The organism is Hymenobacter psoromatis (assembly GCA_001596155.1).
Taxonomy (GTDB): Bacteria; Bacteroidota; Bacteroidia; order Cytophagales; family Hymenobacteraceae; genus Hymenobacter.
The window spans coordinates 2022547-2043764 of the sequence record CP014771.1 but is presented as its reverse complement, the minus strand read 5'-3'; the positions used below and the strand labels follow the sequence as shown (position 1 = coordinate 2043764).

The following is a 21218-nucleotide window of genomic DNA, read 5'->3' as shown; positions in this document are numbered from 1 at the left end:
CGGCATTCTTTATTATCTTTCTGCCCGATGACAAACCGTAAAAAATTACTCGCTACCCTGGGTCTGGGCGCGCTCGGCCTTGTTAGCTTTCGGGCCGCGTCCGATAGCGAGCGATATTTTGAGATTGCCAAGAACCTCGACATCTTCGCTACCCTCTTTAAGGAAGTGAACACGTACTACGTGGACGAGATTACGCCCGGCAAGCTGGTGAAAACGGGCATCGACGGGATGCTGAAATCGCTGGACCCCTACACTAACTACATCCCCGAGGACGATATTGAGGACTTCCGCACCCTCACGACCGGCCAGTACGGCGGCATTGGGGCGGTAGTGGTGAAGCGCAACGGCAAAACGGTGGTGCAGAGCGCCTACGAGGGTTACCCCGCCCAAAAGGCCGGCTTGCTACCTGGCGATGAAATCCTGACTATCAACAACATCAACGTTGATAAAAAGACGAACGCCGATATCAGTAAGCTGCTCAAGGGCCAGGCCAGCTCGGTGGCGAAGCTGATGGTGACGCGCTACGGCCAGGATAAGCCGGTCCAAATCGATATTACCCGCGATAAAATTCAGGTGGACAACGTGCCCTACTACGGCATGCTGACCAACGACATTGGGTATTTTCAATTGGGCGGCTTCACGATGGATGCCGGCCGCGAAGTGCGAAACGCCGTAATAAAGCTCAAGGAGAAAGGCGCGAAAAAGCTGGTTTTTGATATTCGCGACAACCCCGGCGGGTTGCTCAACGAGGCCGTGAATATCTCTAACTTGTTCGTGGACAAGGGCCTCGACGTGGTGAGCACTAAGGGTAAAGTGACGGAGTGGAACAAGACGTATAAGGCCCTTGACGTGCCGCTCGATACCCAGATACCGATTGCCATCATCACGAGCAACCGCTCGGCGTCGGCGTCGGAAATCGTGTCGGGCGTGTTACAGGACTACGACCGCGCCGTGCTCGTGGGCGAGCGCACCTTCGGCAAGGGCCTCGTGCAGGCTACCCGGCCGCTGAGCTATAACTCGCAGCTGAAGGTGACGACTGCCAAGTATTACATTCCGAGCGGACGCTGCATTCAGGAAATCGACTACTCACACCGCGCTGACGATGGCGCGCTGAGCAAATTCCCGGATTCGCTGCGCACAGCCTTCAAAACTGCTGCCGGCCGCATTGTGTACGATGGTGGCGGCGTGGCCCCAGACATTGATATACAGGACCGCGAAATCGCCGACATCACCCGCGTGCTCATCCAGAAGAGCTACCTCTTCGACTACGCTACCCGCTACCGCGCCGAGCACGCTACCATCGCGCCGGCCCGCGAATTCAAGCTGTCGGATGCTGATTATCAGAAGTTTGTTACGTATCTGCAAGGCAAGAGCATGGCTTACAGCACCGACGCCGAGCGTGTGCTCACCGACCTCACCAAAAAGGTGAAGGAAGAGAAGCACTACGAAGACGTGAAGCCCGAGTTGGACGCCATCAAGCGCAAAGTAGCCGCCAACAAAACCAACGACTTGCAGCGCTTCAAACCCGAAATCCGGGAGCTGCTGGAGGAAGAAATCGCCTCGCGCTACTACTACGAGAAGGGCCGCACCGAAGCAGGCTTCGACGACGACCCCAATATCCAGGCCGCCGTGGCCGTGCTCAACGACCCTAACCGCTACGCCGCCCTGCTAAAACCAGGGGGTAGGGCCGCCAGCGCGACGAAGTCGGCGGGGACTAAATAGAAAAAAAAGCAGACCAGTTGGTCTGCTTTTTTTATGCGTAAGAAGCTCTGTTAGGGTCTAAGTAATTGAGGTTGTTGGTTTCAAACAATTCCTCCAAGGCAATCCAACCGTGCTCCATTTTATAATCTCGCTCACCTTCAGTGATAGGTAGGAGCCAAAGATTTTGTAGGTGGTTATCATTAAAATTGATAACTTCCAGTTCTTCTCCGTCTAGGTATGGCAACGACAGAAATGCGTGGTCACATAAAGAATTATCTTGCCAGGGTTGGCCAATATAAACGCTGTGATGTAAGTCTAAAGGAGTATCGTTACGATGAAATGATGCGGTAACCGTCAGTAATTCAACTAAACCAACATCCTGGTTTTGAGAAAATACGTGTAGCTCTATGCAATGGTCATCCATATCAATCGACATACCGAGCGTAGAGTAAATCCAGAAATCATGAGCTCCGCCAGGGGGAAATTCCAGCACTCGGAAAGCGATAGGCATCTTTCTATGCGGGTCTGGAATGCAAAATTGCTGGCCAGTACTTTTGCCCCAATGTGCTTCTAAGTGAAGTTTGAGCAATTCTAAATCATACATGCTACTGGCAAGTATTTGTAAATGCTAATAGTAAGCGCCTTCCAATAAATATCCCTGCCCGTAATCGCGGATGCCTTTTTGAAGCGTCGCGAACGGGTGGTCAGCCGATGTTGCGCAGCTTGCGCATGTCGGCCTCGGTGAAGTACTGTGCTCAGGTGCGATACTGTAACTATTCTTCTGACCAGTAGGAACATGGTTCATTTAGACTCGCTTCAATCGGGCACATCTACCTACTTATTGTAGAAATTTCCGCGTTGTCCTACTTTCACTACTTCGACCAGCAGAACGTCGTCGAAAATGGAATACATAATTCGGTAGTCACCAAACCGAATTCGGTAGCCCTCCTGGCCTTTTAACTTTTTAACACCGGAAGGCCGGGGATTACTGGCGAGTTCGAGCAATTCTACTTTAATGCGTTCGATTTGGGTGTCTGGTAACTTATCTAATTGCTTCTGGGCCGTTTTCGTTAGCTTAACGGTATAGCGGCGGGTTGTGTCAGCGGTCAGTTTAGGAGATAGCGGTTTTTTCATGCAGCAAGTGACTGTTCGCCATTGCTTTGCGTATTTCGCACCTCTCTTTCCTGCAAGTATTCCTCAAGGGTAATAGAATTTTTCCGGTCATAATCTTCCGGGTTTGCTGCCTTGTCAGCGGCTAGCTGCGCTTCGTCGAGCTCGTCTTCATACTCCTCAAGCAACTGCACAACGCGCCACTGCACCTTGCTGGGCAGCGCTTTGAAGGCGGCCAGAAAGGCATCGGCAGTAGCTTCAACAGCGGCGGCGGTTAGCTTTGGAGCTGCTGGCTTTTTGGCCGGGCGCGGGCAGGTGGCAGTGGGGGAGGCCATAGCGAAGGGAGCGAAGGGTTGCTTAATAATACGTGTTTGGCACCAAGTATCCCTGCACGTAATCGCGGATGCCTTCTTCCAGCGACGCGAATGGCAGGTCGTAACCAATGCTGCGCAGCTTGCGCATGTCGGCTTCGGTGAAGTACTGGTAGGTGTCGCGGATGTCCTCGGGGGTGTCGCGGAAGCGGATGTCGGCGGGCTGGCCCATTGCGGCGAAGGTGTTGAGGGCGAGGTCCTGGAAGGTGCGGGCCTGGCCGGTGCCGAGGTTGTAGAGGCCTGAGTGTGTGCGGTGGTGCAGCAGGAAGTAACACACTTCCACCACGTCTTTCACATAAATGAAGTCGCGCATCTGGCCACCATCCACGTATTCGGGGTTGTGCGAGCGGAAGAGCTGCATGCTGCCGTTTTCGCGAATCTGGCGGAAGGCGTGCAGGATGACCGAGGCCATGCGACCCTTGTGGTATTCGTTGGGGCCGTAAACGTTGAAAAACTTGAGGCCAGCCCAGAAATAGGGCTTTTCTTCCTGCGCCAGGGCCCACTTGTCGAAGTCGTTTTTCGAGTCGCCGTAGGGGTTGAGCGGGCGCAGGTGGAGGGGTAGGGCGTCGTCCTGGTCGGAGTAGCCGAGGCGACCGTCGCCGTAGGTGGCACCGCTGCTGGCGTACACGAGCGGCAGGTTGTAGCGCACGCAGGCCAGCCACATCTGCTGGCTGTAGTGGAGGTTGAGCACGTCGAAAACGGCGGGGTCCTGCTCGGCCGTGTCGGTGCGGGCACCGAGGTGGAAAACGAACTCCACCTGCTCGTGGTGGGCAGCGAGCCAGTCGAAAAACTCCTCGCGGTCCACGTACTCGCGCAACTTTTTGCCCAATATATTGGGTAGCTTTTTCTCGATGGCGAAGTTGTCAACCACCACCAAATCGTTGAAATTGGCGGCGTTGAGGCGGGAGACAAGGCAGCTGGCGATGAAGCCGGCGGCGCCGGTGACGACTATCATAACAGAATGTATGGTAAGCTTTAGCTTGCCGTGGGGCGAAATCCTACTGAATTACGAGCGGCAAGCCAAAGCTTACCCTCCGCTATTCAAAGGTACCCTGCCGCGCCCGTTCGGGCTACCTTTGCGGCCATGCGCGTTTGGCTTATTAGTAGTCTATTGCTGGCCGGTTTGGTGGCTTGCCAGTCCGAAAATAAACCGGCTACCCCCCTGGCTACCGTGCAAGTGCGCGACGACCTGGGCCGGGAGCTGACCCTGCCCGCCCACCCGCGCCGGGTGCTGGCACTGGCCCCCAGCCTCACCGAAATGCTGTATGCCGTGGCCGATACGGCCACTATCATTGCCCGCACCCAAGCCGACGACTACCCGGCCGCCGCGCTGCGCAAGCCGCTGGTGAGCTCCTACCCCCTCGATTTGGAGCGACTCGTGGCCCTGCGGCCCGACGTAGTTTTTACGGTAGAAGGCATGACGCCGCCCGACGCGGCGGCGCGCCTAGGGCAGCTCGGCATCCCGGTCTATTACCAGAAATACCGGCGGGTGGCCGACGTGTTGCGCGGCCTCAACGACTTGGGCCGGCTGCTGGGCCGCCCGGCGCAGGCCCGCCACCTCACCGATTCGCTGCAAGCGCAGCTCGACCAGTTGGCAGCCGGCCCTACCCCCCCCCCCGCCGGCCCCAGGTGCTGGCCCTGGCCTCGGCCGACCCGATTTATGCCTACGGTCAGAACACGCTGTTCACGGACGAGATTCGGCTGGCGGGCGGGCAAAATGCGGTGCGCGATACCTTCCCGCAGCCCTTTCCGGCCCTCACGCGGGAGTATATTTTGAAGCTGAACCCGGATGTATTGCTCGGCGGCCGGTTTGGGAAGCTCGACAGCACGTTTTTTAAGAATAACCCCGAGTTGCGGCGCACGCGCGCTTACCAGAACCGCCGCGTATTCGCCACCACGCCTAATTTGCTCCAGCGCCCGAGCCCCCGCGTGGTGGAAGCGGTGCGTGAGTTGCGCGCTCTTTTAACGAACTAAGCTATGCCCGCTACGCACCCCGGCCGCTGGCTGCTCGCGGGCACGCTGCTCACGCTGCTGCTGCTGGTTTTGGGGCTGCGCGTGGGCTCGTACGTCACCAGCTACGCGTTTATTCTGCGCACGCTGCGGCACTACGACCCCACCGACCCGGCCCAGCTGGTGCTGGTGGAGCTGCGGCTGCCGCGCCTGCTGCTGGCGTGGCTGGCGGGCGCGAGCCTGGCGCTGAGCGGCTACCTGCTGCAGACGCTGGTGACGAACCCGCTGGCCGACCCGTATTTGTTGGGCACGGCGTCGGGGGCGTCGCTGGGGGCGATTATTACCTACCTGTTTTTTCCGGCGCTCACGCTGGGTGGGCTGTATTTGCCGCCGCTGGCGGCCCTGGCGGGCGGGCTGCTGGCCACGGTGCTGGTGGTGGCCATTGGCTCGCGGCGGGGGCGGGTGCTGCCGGCGTCGCTGCTGCTGGGGGGGGTAGGGGTGGGCGCGTTGGCGGCGGCGGCGGGCTCGCTCATTACATTTTTGAAGGCCGACCAGGGCAATTTGCAGACGGTGGTTTTCTGGGCGTTCGGGTCGTTTGAGCGGGCCAGCTGGGTGGTGCTGAGCTACCCGGCCGCCGTGCTGGTGGCCAGCCTGGGGCTGCTGGTTTTTCTCCAAAAAGACCTGAACCTGCTGCTGCTGGGCGAGGAGCGGGCGCAGGCGCTGGGCCTGCCGGTGGCGCGGCTGCGGTGGCTGCTGCTGGGGCTGGTGGCGGCCCTCACGGGGGGGGTAGTGGCGTTGTGCGGGCCAATTGGTTTCGTGGGGCTGGTGGTGCCGCACCTCACGCGGGGACTGCTGGGCACGGCCGGCCGGGCTAATCTGGCGTTTTGCGCGGTGCTGGGTGGCGGCTTTCTGCTGGCCTGCGACCTGCTGGCGCGGCTGCTCTACCCCCCCGCTGGCCTGCCGGTGGGCCTGGTCACGGCCCTGCTGGGGGTGCCGTTTTTTGTATCTTTGCTGCGGAAAAAGAGTTTCTAGTTGCGGGTTACTAGTTCTAATCAACTAGTAACCACCCATCAACTAGGAACCAGAAACCAGGAACCCCTTATGCTATACGTCAGCCGCCGCGAGCACTTCAATGCCGCCCACAAGCTCTACAACCCCGCCTGGAGCCCGGAGCGCAACGCGGAAGTATTCGGCCCCTGCGCCAACGAAAACTGGCACGGCCACAACTATGAGATGATAGTGACCGTGAAGGGCCAGCCCGACCCCGACACCGGTTTCGTGGTGGACCTCAAGGCTTTAAGCGACCTGCTGCGCACGCACATCACCGACCAGGTAGACCACAAAAACCTTAATCTCGACGTGCCGTTTTTGGCCGGCCAGCTGGCCAGCACCGAAAACCTGGCCGTGGCCTTCTGGCAGATTATCGAGCGCGAGTTACCCGCCATCAGCTCGGCCCGGCTGCACTGCGTCAAACTATATGAAACGCCCCGCAACGCAGTGGAATACTTCGGCTAACGCCGAAATTATGAATGATGAATTGAGTCTGCCGAAGCGCAATGACTTGAGAAACAATTCATAATTCCTAATTCCAAATGCATAATTACGATGAAATACTACCTCATTGCCGGCGAGCGCTCCGGCGACACTCACGCCGCCAACCTGCTCCGCGAGTTGAAGGCTCAGGACCTTGGCGCCGATTTTCGCTACTGGGGCGGCGACCTGATGGAGGCGGAGGGCGGCCACCTAGTGCGCCACTACCGCGAACTGGCCATGATGGGCTTTTGGGAAACCGCGACCAGCCTGCTCAAATTTCGGGGGTTTTTGAAGCAGTGCCAGGCCGACATTCTGGCCTACCAGCCCGATGTGCTGATATTGGTCGATTACGGTGGCTTCAACCTGCGCATGGCGGCCTGGGCCAAGGCGCAGGGCATTCGGGTGTTTTACTATATCTCACCTAAAATCTGGGCCTGGAACCAGAGCCGGGTAGAGAAGATAAAAGTGCTGGTGGACAAGATGTTCGTGATTCTACCCTTTGAGGAGGAGTTCTATCAGCGCTTCGATTACAAGGTAGATTACATCGGCAACCCGACGGCCGATGAGGTGGCGAATTTCCAGCCTGACCCCGGCTTTATGGCCCAGCATGGCCTCGACCCCAAGCGCCAGATTATTGCCGTGCTGCCGGGCTCACGCAAGCAGGAAATCGAGGAGATGTTGCACGAAATGCTGGCCGTGCTACCCGCGTTTCAGGAGTATCAGTTTGTGGTGGCAGGCGTGAGTAACCTCGACCGCGCATATTACCAACACTTTGAGCGCAATGGAATTAAGCTAGTGTTTGACCAGGCATTTGACTTGTTGAGCCGGGCCAGCGCGGCGCTCGTCACCAGCGGCACGGCTACCCTCGAAACAGCTTTGTTCAATGTGCCGCAGGTGGTGTGCTACCGCACCAGCGGCCTCACCTACCTCATTGTGAAGGCGGTTATAAAGGTGCCGTACATTTCGCTGGTCAACCTCATCGTGGGCCGCGAGGTGGTAGCCGAGTTTATCCAGGGTGGCTTCACGGCCCGCAACCTGCTCGATGAGCTCAAGCGCCTGCTTACTGACCAGCAGTACATTGCCCGGCAGCGCGCCGGCTACGCCGAGCTGCGCCAGAAGCTGGGCCAGCACAGCGCCGCCCGCCAGGCTGCCGCCTTGATGGTGAGCTACTTGCAGGTAGCTTAGTGCTGCGTTGTCGGCTCCTTGCGTTTTTTAGCCCGCAGAGGACGCGGAGGTTTACGCAGAAGACGCAGAAGCAGCCGGCGCGTGAGCCAGCCTAACCAAGAACCAGAAACTTACAACCATGCCTACCCCCCAGCCGCCGTCCCTTGCTAGCGCTGAGCGCACCACCGTGCAGCGCGTGGTGGGCGAGGTCGTTACGGCGGCGACTGATTTGCTGGCCGTGGAGGCACCGCTCGAAATCAGCCTGGGCTATGGCCCCGCCGACCACCGCCTCACGCACACGCTGGCCGTGACCATGCGCACGCCCGGCCACGATGCCGAGCTGGTGGCGGGCTTCCTGCTGAGCGAAGGCCTGGTACAGCAAGCGGCTGATATAGAATCGATTGAGCACCGCGCCGACCCGCGCCGACCCAAGGAGCGCGGCAACGTGATACGCGCCGAGCTAGCCCCCGGCGTGGCCGTGGCCCTCAACCGCCTGGAGCGGCATTTCTACACCACGTCGAGCTGCGGGGTGTGCGGCAAAACCAGCATCGAGGCGGTGCGCGCCAGCTCGTTCCCTACCCCCCCGCCGGCCGACAGCCCGCGCGTATCGGCCGCCCTCATCCACTCCTTGCCCGAGCGGCAGCGGGCGGCCCAGCGCGTGTTTGAGCAAACCGGTGGCCTGCACGCCACGGCGCTGTTTTCGGCGGCGGGCGAGCTGCTGCTGCTGCGCGAAGACGTGGGCCGCCACAACGCGTTCGACAAGGTAGTGGGGGCAGTGCTGCTGGCCGGGCAACTACCTTTGAACCAGCAGATTGTGCTGCTCAGCGGCCGGGCCAGCTTCGAGCTGGTGCAGAAGGCCGCCGTGGCGGGGGTAGCGATTTTGGCGGCGGTGGGTGCGCCCAGCAGCCTGGCCGTGGAAGCGGCCGAGGAGTTTGGCCTCACGCTTTTAGGGTTCGTGCGGCAAGAGCGGTTTAACATTTACACGCACGCTCACCGAATCACGGATTAAACGGATTTGAGCGGATTTCACGGATTTTGTGGACGGCGCTGGTGGCGAGTAATTTGGGTGAGTGGTTGGCTTTGTTGTTGGTTGAATTAGCTTCGGCCTTCAGACTTCGGCTTGCTGGGGTAGGGTAGGATGGAAATAATAAATTTTCGAATGGTCCGGCGCTCTTTGGTAATACGCCCCTTTCTGGCCAAGCTAACAACGAAGCCACCAGCGCCGTCCACAAAATCCGTGAAATCCGCTCAAACCCGTTTAATCCGTGATTTATGAAGTTAAGACTTGAAGAAAACTCGCTGCGCCTGCGCCTATCGGAGGCCGAGGTGGCGCAGTTTGCCCGCACCGGCCAGGTAGCTTACACCGTTGCGTTTGGCCCTACCCCCGCCACCACGCTGCACTATTCGCTGGAGCGCTTGCCCGATGCCGCGCCGGCTGCGGCCGTGCGGGTGCAGTACGAAGCTGGCTGGTTGGCCGTGCAAGTGCCGGCCACTATTGCCCGCGAATGGACTGAAACCGAAAACATTGGCTTTAGCGAGCAGGTTTTGGTGGCTGAAAACCAGGAATTACGTATCTTGGTAGAGAAAGACCTCGACTGCCGTCACTAGCTTCAGGCAAAACCTGGGCGGGGCAGTTAGCTTGCAAACGCTACTTTTTATTCTACTATCCCATGCAGGATTCCCCCGCCAACGACCCCACCAAAGCCAGCAATCCAGCGGAGCAGCAGGCTGAAAACAAGCCTAAAAGCGGCGAGCGTGCCGGCCAGGGGGCCGCGCCGGTTGCCGATAATTACACCGCTACCGGCAATCACAAAAAAGAGGCTGCCCACGTGGCGGCCCCCGATACGATGGGTAATAAGCATAAATATACGGTGTTGGCGCAGCCTCCGGAGGACCTGACGGGCCTGCAGATATCAGCTCAGCAGCGCATCGCGGCGGGCGTTACGGCCGTAGTTAAGTCGATGGAGTTTAACTGGGGCGAGGCGGGCCTGGCGCGCGGCACCAAGGCCCTGCTCAAACTCAACCAAAAAGATGGCTACGACTGCTCGTCGTGCGCCTGGCCCGACCCCGACGACCACCGCTCGATAGCCGAATTTTGCGAGAATGGGGCTAAAGCCACCGCTTCCGACGCCGACGACCGGGCCTGCGGCCCCGAGGTATTCGCCAAGTATAGCCTCGCTGACCTGTCGCGCCTCACCGACCGCGACCAGAATAACCTGGGCCGCCTCACGCATCCGATGGTGAAGCGCCCCGGCGGCACGCACTACGAGCCCATTGAGTGGCGCGACGCCTTTTACCTCATTGCCGACACGCTCAACGGCCTACCCTCGCCCGACGAGGCGACGTTCTACACGTCGGGCAAAATCCCGAATGAGCCAGCGTTTTTGTTCCAGCTTTTTGCGCGTCAGTACGGCACCAACAACCTGCCCGACTGCTCGAACATGTGCCACGAGAGCAGCGGCTCGGCCCTGAGCCCAACCCTGGGCCTGGGCAAAGGCTCGGTGACGCTCAACGACATTCACGAAGCCGAAGTAATCCTCATCATTGGCCAAAACCCTGGCACCAACCACCCCCGGATGCTGTCGGCGCTGCAAATCGCGAAGCGCAACGGGGCCAAGATTATCAGCATCAACCCGCTGATGGAAGCCGGCCTCAACCACTTCCGCAACCCGCAGGATTTTATGAATCCGCTGCGGGCAATGGGCGCGCTGCTCACCGATGGCACTCCCATTACCGACGTGTTTCTGCAAGTGCGGGTAGATGGCGACATGGCCGTGCTGCGCGGTATTATGAAGCACTTGTTCGAAGCCGAAGACCTGAATCCCGGCCAGGTAATTGACCATGCTTTCATCAAGGAGTTTGCCCTTGGTTTTGAGGACTTTGAACGGAATATCCGCAACACCAGCTGGGCCGATATTGAACAGATAAGCGGCCTGACCAGCGCGGAGCTGCTGGAAGCCGCCAACCTGCTGGCCCACAAGCAGAAGATTATCACCTGCTGGGCAATGGGCGTGACTCAGCAGCGCCAGGGCGTGCAGACGATTCAGGAAATCGTGAATTTGCACCTGATGAAAGGGGCTATCGGCAAGCCCGGCGCGGGCACCTGCCCGGTGCGCGGCCACTCCAACGTGCAGGGCGACCGCACGATGGGCATTTGGGAGAAAATGGCCCCGTCATTTATGGAGGCTTTGAGCAGAGAATTTAGTTTTGAGCCGCCCAAAGAGCACGGCCGCGATGTGGTGGATAGCCTGAAAGCGATGGCCCTGGGCAAAACCCAGGTGTTTTTCAGCCTGGGCGGCAACCTGCTGGCTGCTGGCCCCGACACCGAGCTGATTGCCGACGGCATGCGCAAGCAAAAGCTGACCGTGTTCGTGGCCACCAAGCTCAACCGTGGCCACCTCACCACCGGCGAAACCAGCCTGTTGCTACCCACCTTCGCGCACGTCGATATCGATATGCAAAAGTCTGGTCATCAGATGACTTCATGCGAGAATTCGATGGGGGTAGTGAGCCAGAACAAAGGCGTGCTAACGCCGCTGCCCGGCCAGATGCTGAGCGAAGTAGCTATTCTGAGCGGAGTAGCCATTGCCACGCTCGGCGATAAAATCAAAGGCGACTGGGTGGCCATGACCCAGAACTACGACGTCATCCGCGACCACATCAGCCGCGTGATTCCGGGCTTCGAGAACTTTAATGAGAAGCTGGAGCGGCCGGGCGGCTTCTACCTACCCAATGGCCCCCGCGAGCGCAAGTTCACGACCGAGGATGGCATGGCGCATTTCACCGCTACCGAGCTGGAGAAATACCCGCTGGAGCCCGGCCAGCTGGTGCTGATGACCGTGCGCAGCCACGACCAGTTCAACACCACTATTTACGAGTACAACGACCGCTACCGGGGCATCCACGGCGAGCGCCGGGTGCTGTTTATGAACCCGGAAGACGTTGAAGAGCGCGGCCTCAAGGCCAAAGAACTGATTGATATCACGAGTCATTTTGAGGGTGAAACCCGCACGGTAGAAGTATTTCAGGTAGTGCCTTACGCCATTCCGAAGGGCAACGTGGCAGCCTACTTCCCCGAGGCTAACCCACTGGTCCCTATTTCGAGCGTGGCTAAGGTGAGCAATACGCCCACCTCGAAATTCGTGGTGGTGACGGTGGCCAGGTCGAAGGTGACGAAAGCTACCGCCCAGCAGCGGTCGGTAGCCGAGGCGGCAATGGCTTAATCAGTTAGTTACCTCATGAAAACGCCTCTGACGCCTGTCAGGGGCGTTTTAGTTACCAGCCCTACTCAAAAGCAAACTGCGTCGTTGATTGCCTATAGCAGATTAGCAAAAAATATATTTTTGCTGCTTGCCGAGTGAAAGGATGCTTCTACCTTGCACGTAAATAAGCGCTTACCGGTAGCGCTGCCGTAATCTCAATCTTTATCCCACCCGCATGGCCGACACCTCCTCTTCAATTCTTGACCGCAGCCGCACGATTGCGCCGGCCGGCTATAACCGGTGGCTCATACCGCCGGCCGCGCTGGCCATTCACCTGGCCATTGGGCAGGCCTACGCGTTCAGTGTATTCAACAAGCCGCTGGGCTCCCTTATTAGCGGCGACCCGGCCAACCCAGCCCCTACCGACTGGACACCCACGCAGATTGGGGTAACCTTTTCCATTGCCATCGTGCTGCTGGGCTTGTCGGCGGCGCTGTTTGGCAAGTGGCTGGAGCGCGTGGGGCCGCGCAAAGCCATGATGGCGGCCGCGCTGTGCTTCGGCGGTGGCTTCCTGATTGGTTCCTATGGCATTAGCCAGCACAATATCTGGCTGCTGTATTTCGGCTACGGCGTCGTGGGCGGCATCGGGCTGGGCATTGGCTATATTTCGCCGGTGAGCACGCTCATTAAGTGGTTTCCCGACCGCAAGGGGGTAGCCACGGGCATGGCTATCATGGGCTTTGGCGGGGGTGCCATGATTGCCTCGCCGCTGTCGGTAGCGCTGATGAGCCACTTCAAGGCAACGGCTCCGCAGGGCGTAGCACCCACGTTTATCGTGCTGGGTATCATCTACTTCCTGTTTATGCAGTTTGGTGTGTGGACCATTCGGGTGCCCGCCGACGACTGGGCCCCGGCCGGCTACGTGCCCAACGCCGAGCACAGCACGCTCATCACCAGCGGCAACGTGTCGGCCGACAACGCCATTAAAACGCCGCAATTCTGGCTGCTGTGGGTAGTACTGGTGACCAACGTAACGGCCGGTATTGGAGTCCTCGAAACCGCTTCGCCGCTCATTCAGGATACCTTTTCGGATAAAGCGATGGGGGTAGGGAACGGCGTGACGGCCGCCGCTGCCGCCGGCTTCGTGGGCTTGCTCAGCTTGTTTAATCTGCTGGGCCGCTTCTTCTGGTCCTCGGCCTCGGATAAGCTGGGCCGTAAAACCACCTACGCTATTTATTTTGGCTTAGGCATTCTGCTCTACGCGCTCGTGCCGACGCTGGGCCACAACTTACAGCTTACGTTCTATGTAATAGCAGCTTGCGTAATTGTTAGCATGTATGGCGGCGGCTTTGCCACGGCCCCGGCGTTCTTGTCCGACCTGTTCGGCAAGTTTCAGGTAGGGGCCATTCACGGCCGCTTGCTCACAGCCTGGAGCACGGCCGGCGTCCTCGGCCCGCTCATTGTGCATCAGTTGCACGACCACGCCAAGACGCAGGGCCTAACCGGCGCGGCAGCTTACCAAAACGTGTTTTACACGATGGCCGGCCTGCTTGTGGTGGGCCTGCTGGCTGACCTGGCCATCACGGCCGTGAACGAGAAATACCAGGAAAAAGGCCCGGTAACCATCGAAGCGGGCGGCCATTAGGCAGCTATTCCTCACCCTCTAACTTTCGTAGTGTATGAACCCGAAACCCAATTCCGCTCCCCCGGTCGTAACCCAAGAGTCGGCGGGCGGCTCAGTAATTCTGGCCTGGCTCTTTGTCAGCGTGCCGCTGGTGTGGGGCGTCTCGCAAACATTCATTAAAGCCCTGGCGCTGTTCAAGTAAGCAGTCTTCCAAAACTTAGGACTTACGCGAAAAACGTCTGTCATTGCGAGCAAAGCGAAATAACCGCCCCAGAACGACACCCGCGCCAATAGTTCTGGTGCGATTGCCGCGCTTCGCTCGCAATGACAGACGTTTTTCGCGTTTTAGAGAGGCGGTTTTTACGCCCGGTAGGGCCAGACGGGCCACGAGGTGCCCGCCGCGAAATGCGTGAGGTGCGGCGGCAATTCCAGCAGGCCATCAGCCACCAGCAGGCCGGCCAGGTCACCCGAGCCCGCGGTGGGGGTAGGGTGGGCCAGCAGGCAGCCGTCGGGCGCTGGTTCGAGGCGCACGGCCAGAAAGCAGGTGAGCGCCGGCTGAAACTCGACCGCTTCGGTGAGGGCGGCGAATACCTGGGGCGCGGCCCCTACCCCCTGGCACTGGCGCAGCCAGCCGCGCACATAGCGGTAGTAGCCCGCGAAAGTGGCCACCGGGTTGCCGGGCAGCGCAAACACCGCTGCCCCGCCCGGCAGCTGCCCAAACCAGAACGGCTGCCCCGGCCGCTGCGCCACCCGATGAAAAATTTCCTCCGCGCCCAGCTCACGCAGCGCCTGCGGCAAAAAATCAGCCTTGCCCTTCGACACGCCGCCGCTCAGCAGCACCGCGTCGAAGCCGGCCAGCAGCGGCGGCAACCCCGCCTTGAGGGTGGCCAGGTCGTCGTCAAAGTGAAAAATCGTGCTTTCGGCGCCGTCCAGGGTGAGGGCTGCTTGCAGCATGTGGGCGTTGGAGCGCCGAATCTGGTGGGGTAGGGGCGTATCCTCCACGGGCACAATTTCGTCGCCGGTGCTCACCACGGCCAGGCGCGGGCGGCGAACCACGGCCAGCGTAGCCGCGCCTACGGTGGCCGCCACCGCGATTTCGGCGGGGCTCAGCACGCGGCCGGGTGCCAGCAAGGGCGCGCCGGCCGGCTGGTCGCTGCCCTGAGCGTGCACGTTGTGGCCCGTTCGGGGCGGGGCCACGCGCACGGTGGCCCGGCGCGGCTCGTCGCTACTAAAGTCCACATCTTCGTAGCGCACCACCGTGTCGGTGCCGGGGGGTAGGGCTGCGCCAGTCATTATTTCGATGGCCGCCAGCGGGTCGACTAGTGGCTGCGGCGCGGCCCCGGCCAGCTGCGTGCGCTCAATGCGAAAGGTGACATGGCCGGCCGCCAGCGACTCGAAGCGCAGGGCGATGCCGTCCATCGTCACGCGGTTGTAGGGAGGGAAGTCGCGGTCGGCCACTACGGTTTGGTGCAGCACGCGACCAGTGGCGGCGGTGAGCGGCACGGTTTCGGGGGGTAGGGGGCGGGCGGTGGCCAGCACCAGGCGGTAGGCGTCTGCGACGGAAAGCACGTAGGAAGGAGAAGTGGAAAGACGAGCGGGTAAGCTAAATGCAAGCTATTTTTCCGCTGAATTGTTAGGAAAGCTATGACCGAAGACCTTGCCCCCCGCACCAAGCACGCCGACCTAACCCGCCCCGACCTCGGCGAATTTGCCCGCCACGAGCTGGCCTTTTTGGGCGCGCCCTGCGGCGCTATCCAGCAATTGGCCGCGGGCCTCACGGCCGCGCTGGCCCCGGCCGGCCACCGCGTGGGCTACGTCGATGCCGACCACGCCAGCGGCGATGCCGACGCGGCCCACACCCTGAGCCCGCTGCTGCAAGCCGGGGCTTTTGTGGAAGTAACGGATAAGATTCTCTTTCGCCGCCGCGACGACCGGGGCACCTTCGCCCGCTTTGCGCAGCCCGAGCTGCTGGCCGGCGCTGACCTGGTGCTGGTGAACGGCAACCACTTCCGAGCCAATCGGCAAATCGTGCTCATCGACCCACGCAAATCCTTGGCCCACAAGCTCGATAAGCTGACCGATGTGCAGGCGTTCGTGCTGGCCGAGGGGGTAGGGGAGGTGCCCGACTACTTGCAAGCGCATTTGCCGCACCACGCCACCCTACCCCGCTTTGCGTTGGCCGACGTGGCCGGCCTGGCCGCTTGGGTAACGCAGTGGCTGGCCGCGCGCCGGGTGCCGCTGCGCGGCCTAGTGCTGGCCGGCGGCCTCAGCCAGCGCATGCAAACCGACAAAAGCCGCCTGCGCTACGGCTCCACCGGCCGCGAGCAGCGTGAGGTAGCCGCCGGTCTGCTGGCCGAAGTGTGCGAAGACGTATTCGTGTCGTGCCGCGCCGAGCAGGCATCTGAGCTGCCGGCCGGTCTCCAGCCATTGCCCGATACTTTTCTGGGTCTGGGGCCGCTGGGCGGCATTTTGTCGGCGTTTCGGCGCGACCCGAATGCGGCCTGGCTGGTGTTGGCCTGCGACCTGCCGTTTCTCACGGCCGCTACCTTGCGCGCGCTGGTGGCCGGCCGCCAGCCCGGCCGCCTGGCCACGGCTTTTCAGAGCCCTGGCAACGACTTTCCCGAGCCGCTCATCACCATTTTCGAGCCGCGCGCCTACCCCGAGCTGCTGCGCTTTCTGAGCCTGGGCTATTCGTGCCCCCGCAAAATGCTCATCAACAGTGAGGTGGAAGTGCTGCCTACCCCCGGTGGCGATGCCCTGCGCAACGTGAACACCCCCGCCGAGCGCGCGGCGGCTGAGCGGGCGCTGAGCTAGGCGGGGGCGAAGCCAAGTACTCGTGCAGCAGTAAACAGGTATCAAAAGAACGTCATTCCGAGCTTGCCGAAGAATCTCGCGTGCGTCGTGGAACGAGGCCCGGATGATGCGAGCGAGATTCCTCGGCAAGCTCGGAATGACGTTCTTTTGATACCATTACTTTTGACTGACTACTTAAACACCGGCCGCCGGGGGCGCTTGGCCGGGCCTGCTTGGCGGCGGCGGGGCAAATTGAGAGGGAAGTGCTACGTTTGCTCTGCGGCTGCCAACCCTACCCCCTCCCCATGAAGCAATTTCTCCTCGACTGGAAAACGCACTACAACTGGGCGTTGCTGAATTCGGCCACGGCGGGCCTGGTGGTGGGGGCCATCGTGCGGTCGTTGCTCAACCGGCCGATTCTGATGCCGCGCGCCCGCCCCTGGCTACTGCTGCTGTGGGTGCCGGCGCTGGTGGGCTTTGCGGTTACGGCCGCGCTGCGCTACGTCAACGGCCAGCTCAATGACTGGTATTTGCTGTTCATGTTTGGGGTGGTGGCGGCGGTGCTGTGGCAGGTGCGGAGCTACCGCCCGGCCGCTACTATGCTGTGGGCCATTGCGGTACCTGCTCTTTACCGGGGCATTTTGCTGGGGCAATCGCTGCTGGGCTTCCAGTTTATGGCAGCGATTGATACGTATTTTAAAAAAGCGGGCGGCCTAAGCCTGCTCTGGTTCTTTGCGGTAGCGGGCGTGGCTTTTTCTCAGAAGAAAAGCCTGGCCAAAGAACAGGTGCGCCGGGCCGAAGAAGAGCACCAGCGCCAGCTGGCCGCCGCCCACAATTCCGAGCTGGAGCGCCTCGTGGCCGAGCGCACCGCTACCCTCACCCAGCAGGCCGACGAGCTGCAAACGGCCTTGGTTGAGCTGCGCACCACACAGCAGCAGCTTATTCAAAGTGAGAAAATGGCCAGCCTGGGCGAGCTCACGGCGGGCATCGCCCACGAGATTCAAAACCCGCTCAACTTCGTCAACAACTTTGCCGATGTGAGCGCGGAGCTGGTGGCCGAGCTGGAAACCGAGCAGGCCGGCCCTACCCCCGACCCCGGCCTTGAAGACGAGCTGCTGGCCGACCTGCGCGCCAACCTCACCAGGATAAGCCAGCACGGCCAGCGGGCGGCCAGCATTGTGCGCGGCATGCTGGCTCACTCGCGCCAAAGCACCGGCGAGCGCCAGCCCACCGAGCTCAACGCCCTGGCCGATGAGTATTTGCGCCTGGCCTATCACGGCCTGCGGGCCAAAGACAAAACCTTCAACGCCACCCTCAAAACGGATTTTTCGGCCCTGCTGCCGCTGGTGTCCGCCGTGCCCGGCGACCTGGGCCGCGTGTTGCTCAACCTCTTTACCAATGCTTTTTACGCGGTGCAAAAGCGCCAGCAGGGCGGCGCCGCCGGCTACGTGCCCACCGTGAGCGTGGCTACCCGCCGCGACGGCGACGAGGTGGAAATCCGCATTCGCGATAACGGCACGGGTATCCCGGAGGCGGTGCGGGCCAAGATTTTTCAGCCCTTTTTTACCACCAAGCCCACGGGTGAGGGCACCGGCCTGGGCCTGTCGCTGGCCCACGACATCGTGGTGCAGGGCCACGGCGGCACGCTCACCGTGGACAGCCAGGAGGGAGAGTTTACCGAATTTGCGGTGCGGCTGCCGTTTCGGGCGGCTGGCTGATTAGACGGCCGCCACACCGAGGTACTTTTTCTACTTAATTATTGACTTACAGTAATTTAAGAAGTAAGTAGCACGTCATTCCGAGCTTGCCGAGGAATCTCGTCCGCGTCGTGGAACGACACCCGAACGGCCCGCGCGAGATTCCTCGGCAAGCTCGGAATGACGTGCTACTTACTTCTTAAACCGCTTCATTACCTAACCAACTGACTGCATGGCTGATAGTGAACTGCTCATGTCTGCGCCAGCGGCGGCTGGGCTGCTGTACTGGGCGCGTAAGGCGCTGGACACGCCTACGCGCCTGCCCCAGTGGGACCGCTGGCTGGCGCGGGCCTGGCAGCCGGCGGCGGTTATCGTGGTGCTGGGGCTGGTGCTGGGTGGGCCAGTGGTGAGCTGGTTCGACGACTTATTTCTGGTAGGCGCGCTGGGCGTGGGTATCACTATCTGCTGGCAGCTAAGGAATTACCGGCCGGCGTTTTGGGTGGCGGTGGGCTTGGTGCCGTACGCGGCCTGCCAGGCACTGGCCCTGCTCATGCAGCCTCTGGCGCCGGCCTGGGCAAAAAGCGACGCGCTGGAGAATGCGCAGGGCCTGACCTTTTGCTGGCTGGGCGTGTTGCTGCTGGTAGCCCGCAGCCAAGCCAAAAGCCTGAAAGCCGAGGCCCAGGTGCGCCTGCTGGCCGAGCAGGCGCAACGGGCTATTGAGGGCCAAAACCAGACGCTCGAATACGAGGTAACCCAGCGCACGGCCGACCTAACCCGCCAGACCGACGAGCTGCGCACCACCCTGCAAGAGCTGCAGGAAACGCAGAGCCAGCTTATTCAGCGCGAGAAAATGGCGAGCTTGGGCGAGCTCACGGCGGGCATCGCCCACGAGATTCAGAACCCGCTCAATTTCGTCAACAATTTCGCCGAAGTCAGCACCGAGCTGGTGGCCGAGCTGGCCGAAGAGCGCGCCCGCCCTACCCGCGACCGCGCCCTCGAAGCCGAGTTGCTGGCCGACCTGCGCCAGAACCTGGGCCGCATCGCGCAGCACGGCGGCCGGGCCTCGGGCATCGTGCGCGGCATGTTGGAGCACAGCCGCGCCAGCACCGGCGAGCGCGCCCCCACCGATATCAACCAGCTGGCCGACGAGTACTTACGCCTGGCTTACCACGGCCTGCGGGCTAAAGACAAAACCTTTAACGCCACCTTGCAGCCCGATTTGGCACCCGCCCTACCCCCCGTCGAAGCGGTGAGCGGCGACGTGGGCCGGGTGCTGCTGAACCTGCTCACCAACGCCTTTTACGCGGTGCAAAAGCGCCAGCAGCTGGGCGAGCCGGGCTACGCGCCCACCGTGGGCGTGGCTACCCGGCAGGTAGGCGAGGCGGTGGAAATACGGGTCAGCGACAACGGCACCGGCATTCCGGCTGAATTGATGAGCCGGATTTTTCAGCCCTTTTTCACCACTAAGCCTAGCGGCGAGGGCACCGGCCTGGGCCTGTCGCTGAGCCACGATATTATTACCAAAGGCCACGGCGGTACCTTGGCCGTGGAAAGCCAGGAGGGGGTAGGGACGACTTTCCGCATTATGCTACCCTGCTAGCCGCGCCGCCCATTCTTACTTTTACTTCCCTATGAAAATCCTGGTAGTTGACGACGAACCCGACGTGCGGCTGTTGTTCGAGCAGCGCTTCCGGCGCGAAATCCGCAGCGGCGAATTTGAGTTTTCCTTCTCTTACTCGGGCGAGGAAGCCTTGGCTTTTCTGCGCGACCATCCGTCGCAGGTCGTGCTCATCCTGTCCGACATCAACATGCCCGGCATGAGCGGTCTCGAACTGCTGCGCCACGTCAAAACTGACCCCCTGCCCCCCCCGCCGCCGCTGGTGATGATGCTTACGGCCTACGGCGACACGGCCACCCACGACCAGGCTATGCAGCTGGGAGCCAATGATTTCCTGGTTAAGCCGGTCGATTTTGCCGCGCTCAAGGAAAAGCTCCATACTATCGCTACTACATGAAAACGAAAATTCTGGTTGTGGATGATGAAGCAGATTTAGAGCTGCTCATCAAGCAAAAGTTTCGCCGCAAAATCCGCGAAAACGCCTACGAATTCCTCTTCGCCGGCAACGGCCAGGAGGCCCTCGACTGCCTGCACGAGCACGCCGATATCGACATTGTGCTCTCCGACATCAACATGCCCGTGATGGACGGCCTTACGCTGCTCGGCCGCATGCACGAGAGCAACCCCATGACCAAAACCGTGATGGTTTCGGCCTACGGCGACATGGAAAATATCCGGGCCGCCATGAACCGTGGGGCTTTCGACTTTGTGTGCAAGCCCGTCGATTTCAAGGACTTGGAGCTGACGATGGAGAAAACAATCGTGTATGTGCAGCAGCTGCACGACACGATGCGGGCCATTCAGGAGAATAATATTCTGAAGATGTACGTCGATGAAACGGTCATCAACTTCATGGCCCGGCCGGGCTTCGAGAATAAGCTTCTGGCCAGCGAAACGGTAGAGGCCACGGTGGTTTTTATGGATATCTGCGGCTTCACGTCGCTCTCCGAAACGCAGCCGGCCGCCACGGTCGTCTCGCTGCTCAATTCCTATTTCGACCAGATTGTGAAGGAGGTAATCGCGCATGGCGGCTACATCGACAAGTTTATGGGCGATGCCGTGATGGCCGTGTTTCGGGGCGAGTATCACCTCGACCGGGCCATCGACGCGGCCCTGGTGGTGCGCACCAAGCTGCAGGCCGCCCACGATACCCTGCCCGATGGCACCGACTACCACCCGGCCGTGAGCATCGGCGTAAACACCGGCGAAATGGTATCCGGCAACATCGGCTCGGCCTCCCTCAAGCGCCTGGACTACACCGTGATAGGCGATACCGTGAACGTGAGCCAGCGCCTGCAAGCGGCCGGCCAGCCCAACCAGATTGTCATTACCGACGTCGTTTACGAGCGCGTCAAAGAAAGCTTTCAGTGCGAGCCCATTGGCGAGCTAAAGCTGAAAAACAAAGCCCACCCGATTATGACGTACGAGGTGGTTTCTTAGGAATTTGATTGAAGC

The 21218-nt window shown here is 60.7% G+C and carries 19 protein-coding genes and 1 pseudogene; 15 read left to right on the top strand and 5 right to left on the bottom strand.

Annotated features, from left to right (window positions below):
• Positions 1-27: 27 nt before the first annotated feature.
• Entirely contained in the window at positions 28-1722 is a 1695-nt protein-coding gene (locus A0257_08675) for a peptidase S41 (GenBank protein AMR27169.1), read from the top strand.
• Positions 1723-1753: 31 nt separating this feature from the next.
• Here A0257_08675 and A0257_08670 read toward each other — a convergent pair whose 3' ends face one another.
• From A0257_08670 to A0257_08655, 4 genes are all read right to left on the bottom strand, one after another.
• Positions 1754-2212, bottom strand: a complete 459-nt coding sequence (locus A0257_08670) for a hypothetical protein (protein ID AMR27168.1) — start codon at positions 2210-2212, stop codon at positions 1754-1756.
• 323 nt (positions 2213-2535) lie between these two features.
• Positions 2536-2835: a hypothetical protein gene (locus A0257_08665; protein AMR27167.1), complete on the bottom strand. Its 300-nt coding sequence runs from the start codon at positions 2833-2835 to the stop codon at positions 2536-2538.
• Entirely contained in the window at positions 2832-3146 is a 315-nt protein-coding gene (locus A0257_08660) for a hypothetical protein (GenBank protein ID AMR27166.1), read from the bottom strand. The genes A0257_08665 and A0257_08660 overlap by 4 nt, the downstream gene beginning before the upstream one ends.
• A 22-nt stretch (positions 3147-3168) precedes the next feature.
• Entirely contained in the window at positions 3169-4137 is a 969-nt protein-coding gene (locus A0257_08655) for an ADP-L-glycero-D-mannoheptose-6-epimerase (GenBank protein ID AMR27165.1), read from the bottom strand.
• 156 nt (positions 4138-4293) lie between these two features.
• On the opposite strand from A0257_08655, the gene A0257_08650 reads away from it, so the two are divergent.
• The 9 genes and pseudogenes from A0257_08650 (at position 4294) to A0257_08610 (ending at position 13857) form a co-directional block, all read left to right on the top strand.
• Positions 4294-4959: a hypothetical protein gene (locus A0257_08650; protein AMR27164.1), complete on the top strand. Its 666-nt coding sequence runs from the start codon at positions 4294-4296 to the stop codon at positions 4957-4959.
• The gene (locus A0257_08645) at positions 4956-5156 is read left to right on the top strand and encodes a hypothetical protein (GenBank protein ID AMR27163.1); all 201 of its coding nucleotides are present in this window, start codon (positions 4956-4958) and stop codon (positions 5154-5156) included. Before A0257_08650 ends, A0257_08645 begins: the two co-directional genes overlap by 4 nt.
• A gap of 3 nt (positions 5157-5159) precedes the next feature.
• Positions 5160-6164, top strand: a complete 1005-nt coding sequence (locus tag A0257_08640) for an iron ABC transporter permease (protein ID AMR27162.1) — start codon at positions 5160-5162, stop codon at positions 6162-6164.
• Positions 6165-6233: 69 nt separating this feature from the next.
• The gene (locus tag A0257_08635) at positions 6234-6647 is read left to right on the top strand and encodes a 6-pyruvoyl tetrahydrobiopterin synthase (protein ID AMR27161.1); all 414 of its coding nucleotides are present in this window, start codon (positions 6234-6236) and stop codon (positions 6645-6647) included.
• A 90-nt stretch (positions 6648-6737) separates the two neighbouring features.
• A complete protein-coding gene (locus A0257_08630) occupies positions 6738-7850 on the top strand; it encodes a lipid-A-disaccharide synthase (GenBank protein ID AMR27160.1) in 1113 nt (370 codons plus the stop codon).
• 118 nt (positions 7851-7968) lie between these two features.
• Entirely contained in the window at positions 7969-8838 is an 870-nt protein-coding gene (locus A0257_08625; GenBank protein AMR27159.1) for a formate dehydrogenase accessory protein FdhD, read from the top strand.
• Positions 8839-9101: 263 nt separating this feature from the next.
• Entirely contained in the window at positions 9102-9437 is a 336-nt protein-coding gene (locus tag A0257_08620; GenBank protein ID AMR27158.1) for a hypothetical protein, read from the top strand.
• Between the two features lie 239 nt (positions 9438-9676).
• The gene (locus A0257_08615) at positions 9677-12052 is read left to right on the top strand and encodes a hypothetical protein (protein ID AMR29683.1); all 2376 of its coding nucleotides are present in this window, start codon (positions 9677-9679) and stop codon (positions 12050-12052) included.
• Between the two features lie 214 nt (positions 12053-12266).
• Positions 12267-13857, top strand: a pseudogene (locus A0257_08610) (MFS transporter).
• A gap of 158 nt (positions 13858-14015) precedes the next feature.
• Here A0257_08610 and A0257_08605 read toward each other — a convergent pair.
• Positions 14016-15224, bottom strand: a complete 1209-nt coding sequence (locus tag A0257_08605; GenBank protein AMR27157.1) for a hypothetical protein — start codon at positions 15222-15224, stop codon at positions 14016-14018.
• 75 nt (positions 15225-15299) lie between these two features.
• Here A0257_08605 and A0257_08600 point away from each other — a divergent pair, with 75 nt between their 5' ends.
• The 5 genes from A0257_08600 (at position 15300) to A0257_08580 (ending at position 21203) form a co-directional block, all read left to right on the top strand.
• On the top strand, positions 15300-16469 hold the full coding sequence (locus A0257_08600; protein ID AMR27156.1) for a hypothetical protein: 1170 nt from the start codon (positions 15300-15302) through the stop codon (positions 16467-16469).
• A 284-nt stretch (positions 16470-16753) separates the two neighbouring features.
• Positions 16754-18166, top strand: coding sequence for a hypothetical protein (locus A0257_08595; protein ID AMR27155.1), 1413 nt, complete (start codon positions 16754-16756; stop codon positions 18164-18166).
• A 211-nt stretch (positions 18167-18377) separates the two neighbouring features.
• Complete coding sequence (locus tag A0257_08590; GenBank protein ID AMR27154.1) at positions 18378-19745, top strand: histidine kinase; 1368 nt, start codon at positions 18378-18380, stop codon at positions 19743-19745.
• Positions 19746-19776: 31 nt separating this feature from the next.
• Positions 19777-20160, top strand: coding sequence for a Fis family transcriptional regulator (locus A0257_08585; protein AMR27153.1), 384 nt, complete (start codon positions 19777-19779; stop codon positions 20158-20160).
• Positions 20157-21203 (top strand): guanylate cyclase, encoded by a 1047-nt coding sequence (locus A0257_08580; GenBank protein ID AMR27152.1) that lies wholly within the window; start codon positions 20157-20159, stop codon positions 21201-21203. Before A0257_08585 ends, A0257_08580 begins: the two co-directional genes overlap by 4 nt.
• Positions 21204-21218 lie beyond the last annotated feature (15 nt).

Excerpts from the sequence above, each read along its gene's own strand:
- A0257_08675 (AMR27169.1), top strand. The coding sequence starts at position 28 with ATGACAAACCGTAAAAAATTACTCGCTACCCTGGGTCTGGGCGCGCTC.
- A0257_08670 (AMR27168.1), bottom strand. The coding sequence starts at position 2,212 with ATGCCTATCGCTTTCCGAGTGCTGGAATTTCCCCCTGGCGGAGCTCAT.
- A0257_08665 (AMR27167.1), bottom strand. The coding sequence starts at position 2,835 with ATGAAAAAACCGCTATCTCCTAAACTGACCGCTGACACAACCCGCCGC.
- A0257_08660 (AMR27166.1), bottom strand. The coding sequence starts at position 3,146 with ATGGCCTCCCCCACTGCCACCTGCCCGCGCCCGGCCAAAAAGCCAGCA.
- A0257_08655 (AMR27165.1), bottom strand. The coding sequence starts at position 4,137 with ATGATAGTCGTCACCGGCGCCGCCGGCTTCATCGCCAGCTGCCTTGTC.
- A0257_08640 (AMR27162.1), top strand. The coding sequence starts at position 5,160 with ATGCCCGCTACGCACCCCGGCCGCTGGCTGCTCGCGGGCACGCTGCTC.
- A0257_08635 (AMR27161.1), top strand. The coding sequence starts at position 6,234 with ATGCTATACGTCAGCCGCCGCGAGCACTTCAATGCCGCCCACAAGCTC.
- A0257_08630 (AMR27160.1), top strand. The coding sequence starts at position 6,738 with ATGAAATACTACCTCATTGCCGGCGAGCGCTCCGGCGACACTCACGCC.
- A0257_08625 (AMR27159.1), top strand. The coding sequence starts at position 7,969 with ATGCCTACCCCCCAGCCGCCGTCCCTTGCTAGCGCTGAGCGCACCACC.
- A0257_08620 (AMR27158.1), top strand. The coding sequence starts at position 9,102 with ATGAAGTTAAGACTTGAAGAAAACTCGCTGCGCCTGCGCCTATCGGAG.
- A0257_08615 (AMR29683.1), top strand. The coding sequence starts at position 9,677 with ATGGGTAATAAGCATAAATATACGGTGTTGGCGCAGCCTCCGGAGGAC.
- A0257_08600 (AMR27156.1), top strand. The coding sequence starts at position 15,300 with ATGACCGAAGACCTTGCCCCCCGCACCAAGCACGCCGACCTAACCCGC.
- A0257_08595 (AMR27155.1), top strand. The coding sequence starts at position 16,754 with ATGAAGCAATTTCTCCTCGACTGGAAAACGCACTACAACTGGGCGTTG.
- A0257_08590 (AMR27154.1), top strand. The coding sequence starts at position 18,378 with ATGGCTGATAGTGAACTGCTCATGTCTGCGCCAGCGGCGGCTGGGCTG.
- A0257_08585 (AMR27153.1), top strand. The coding sequence starts at position 19,777 with ATGAAAATCCTGGTAGTTGACGACGAACCCGACGTGCGGCTGTTGTTC.
- A0257_08580 (AMR27152.1), top strand. The coding sequence starts at position 20,157 with ATGAAAACGAAAATTCTGGTTGTGGATGATGAAGCAGATTTAGAGCTG.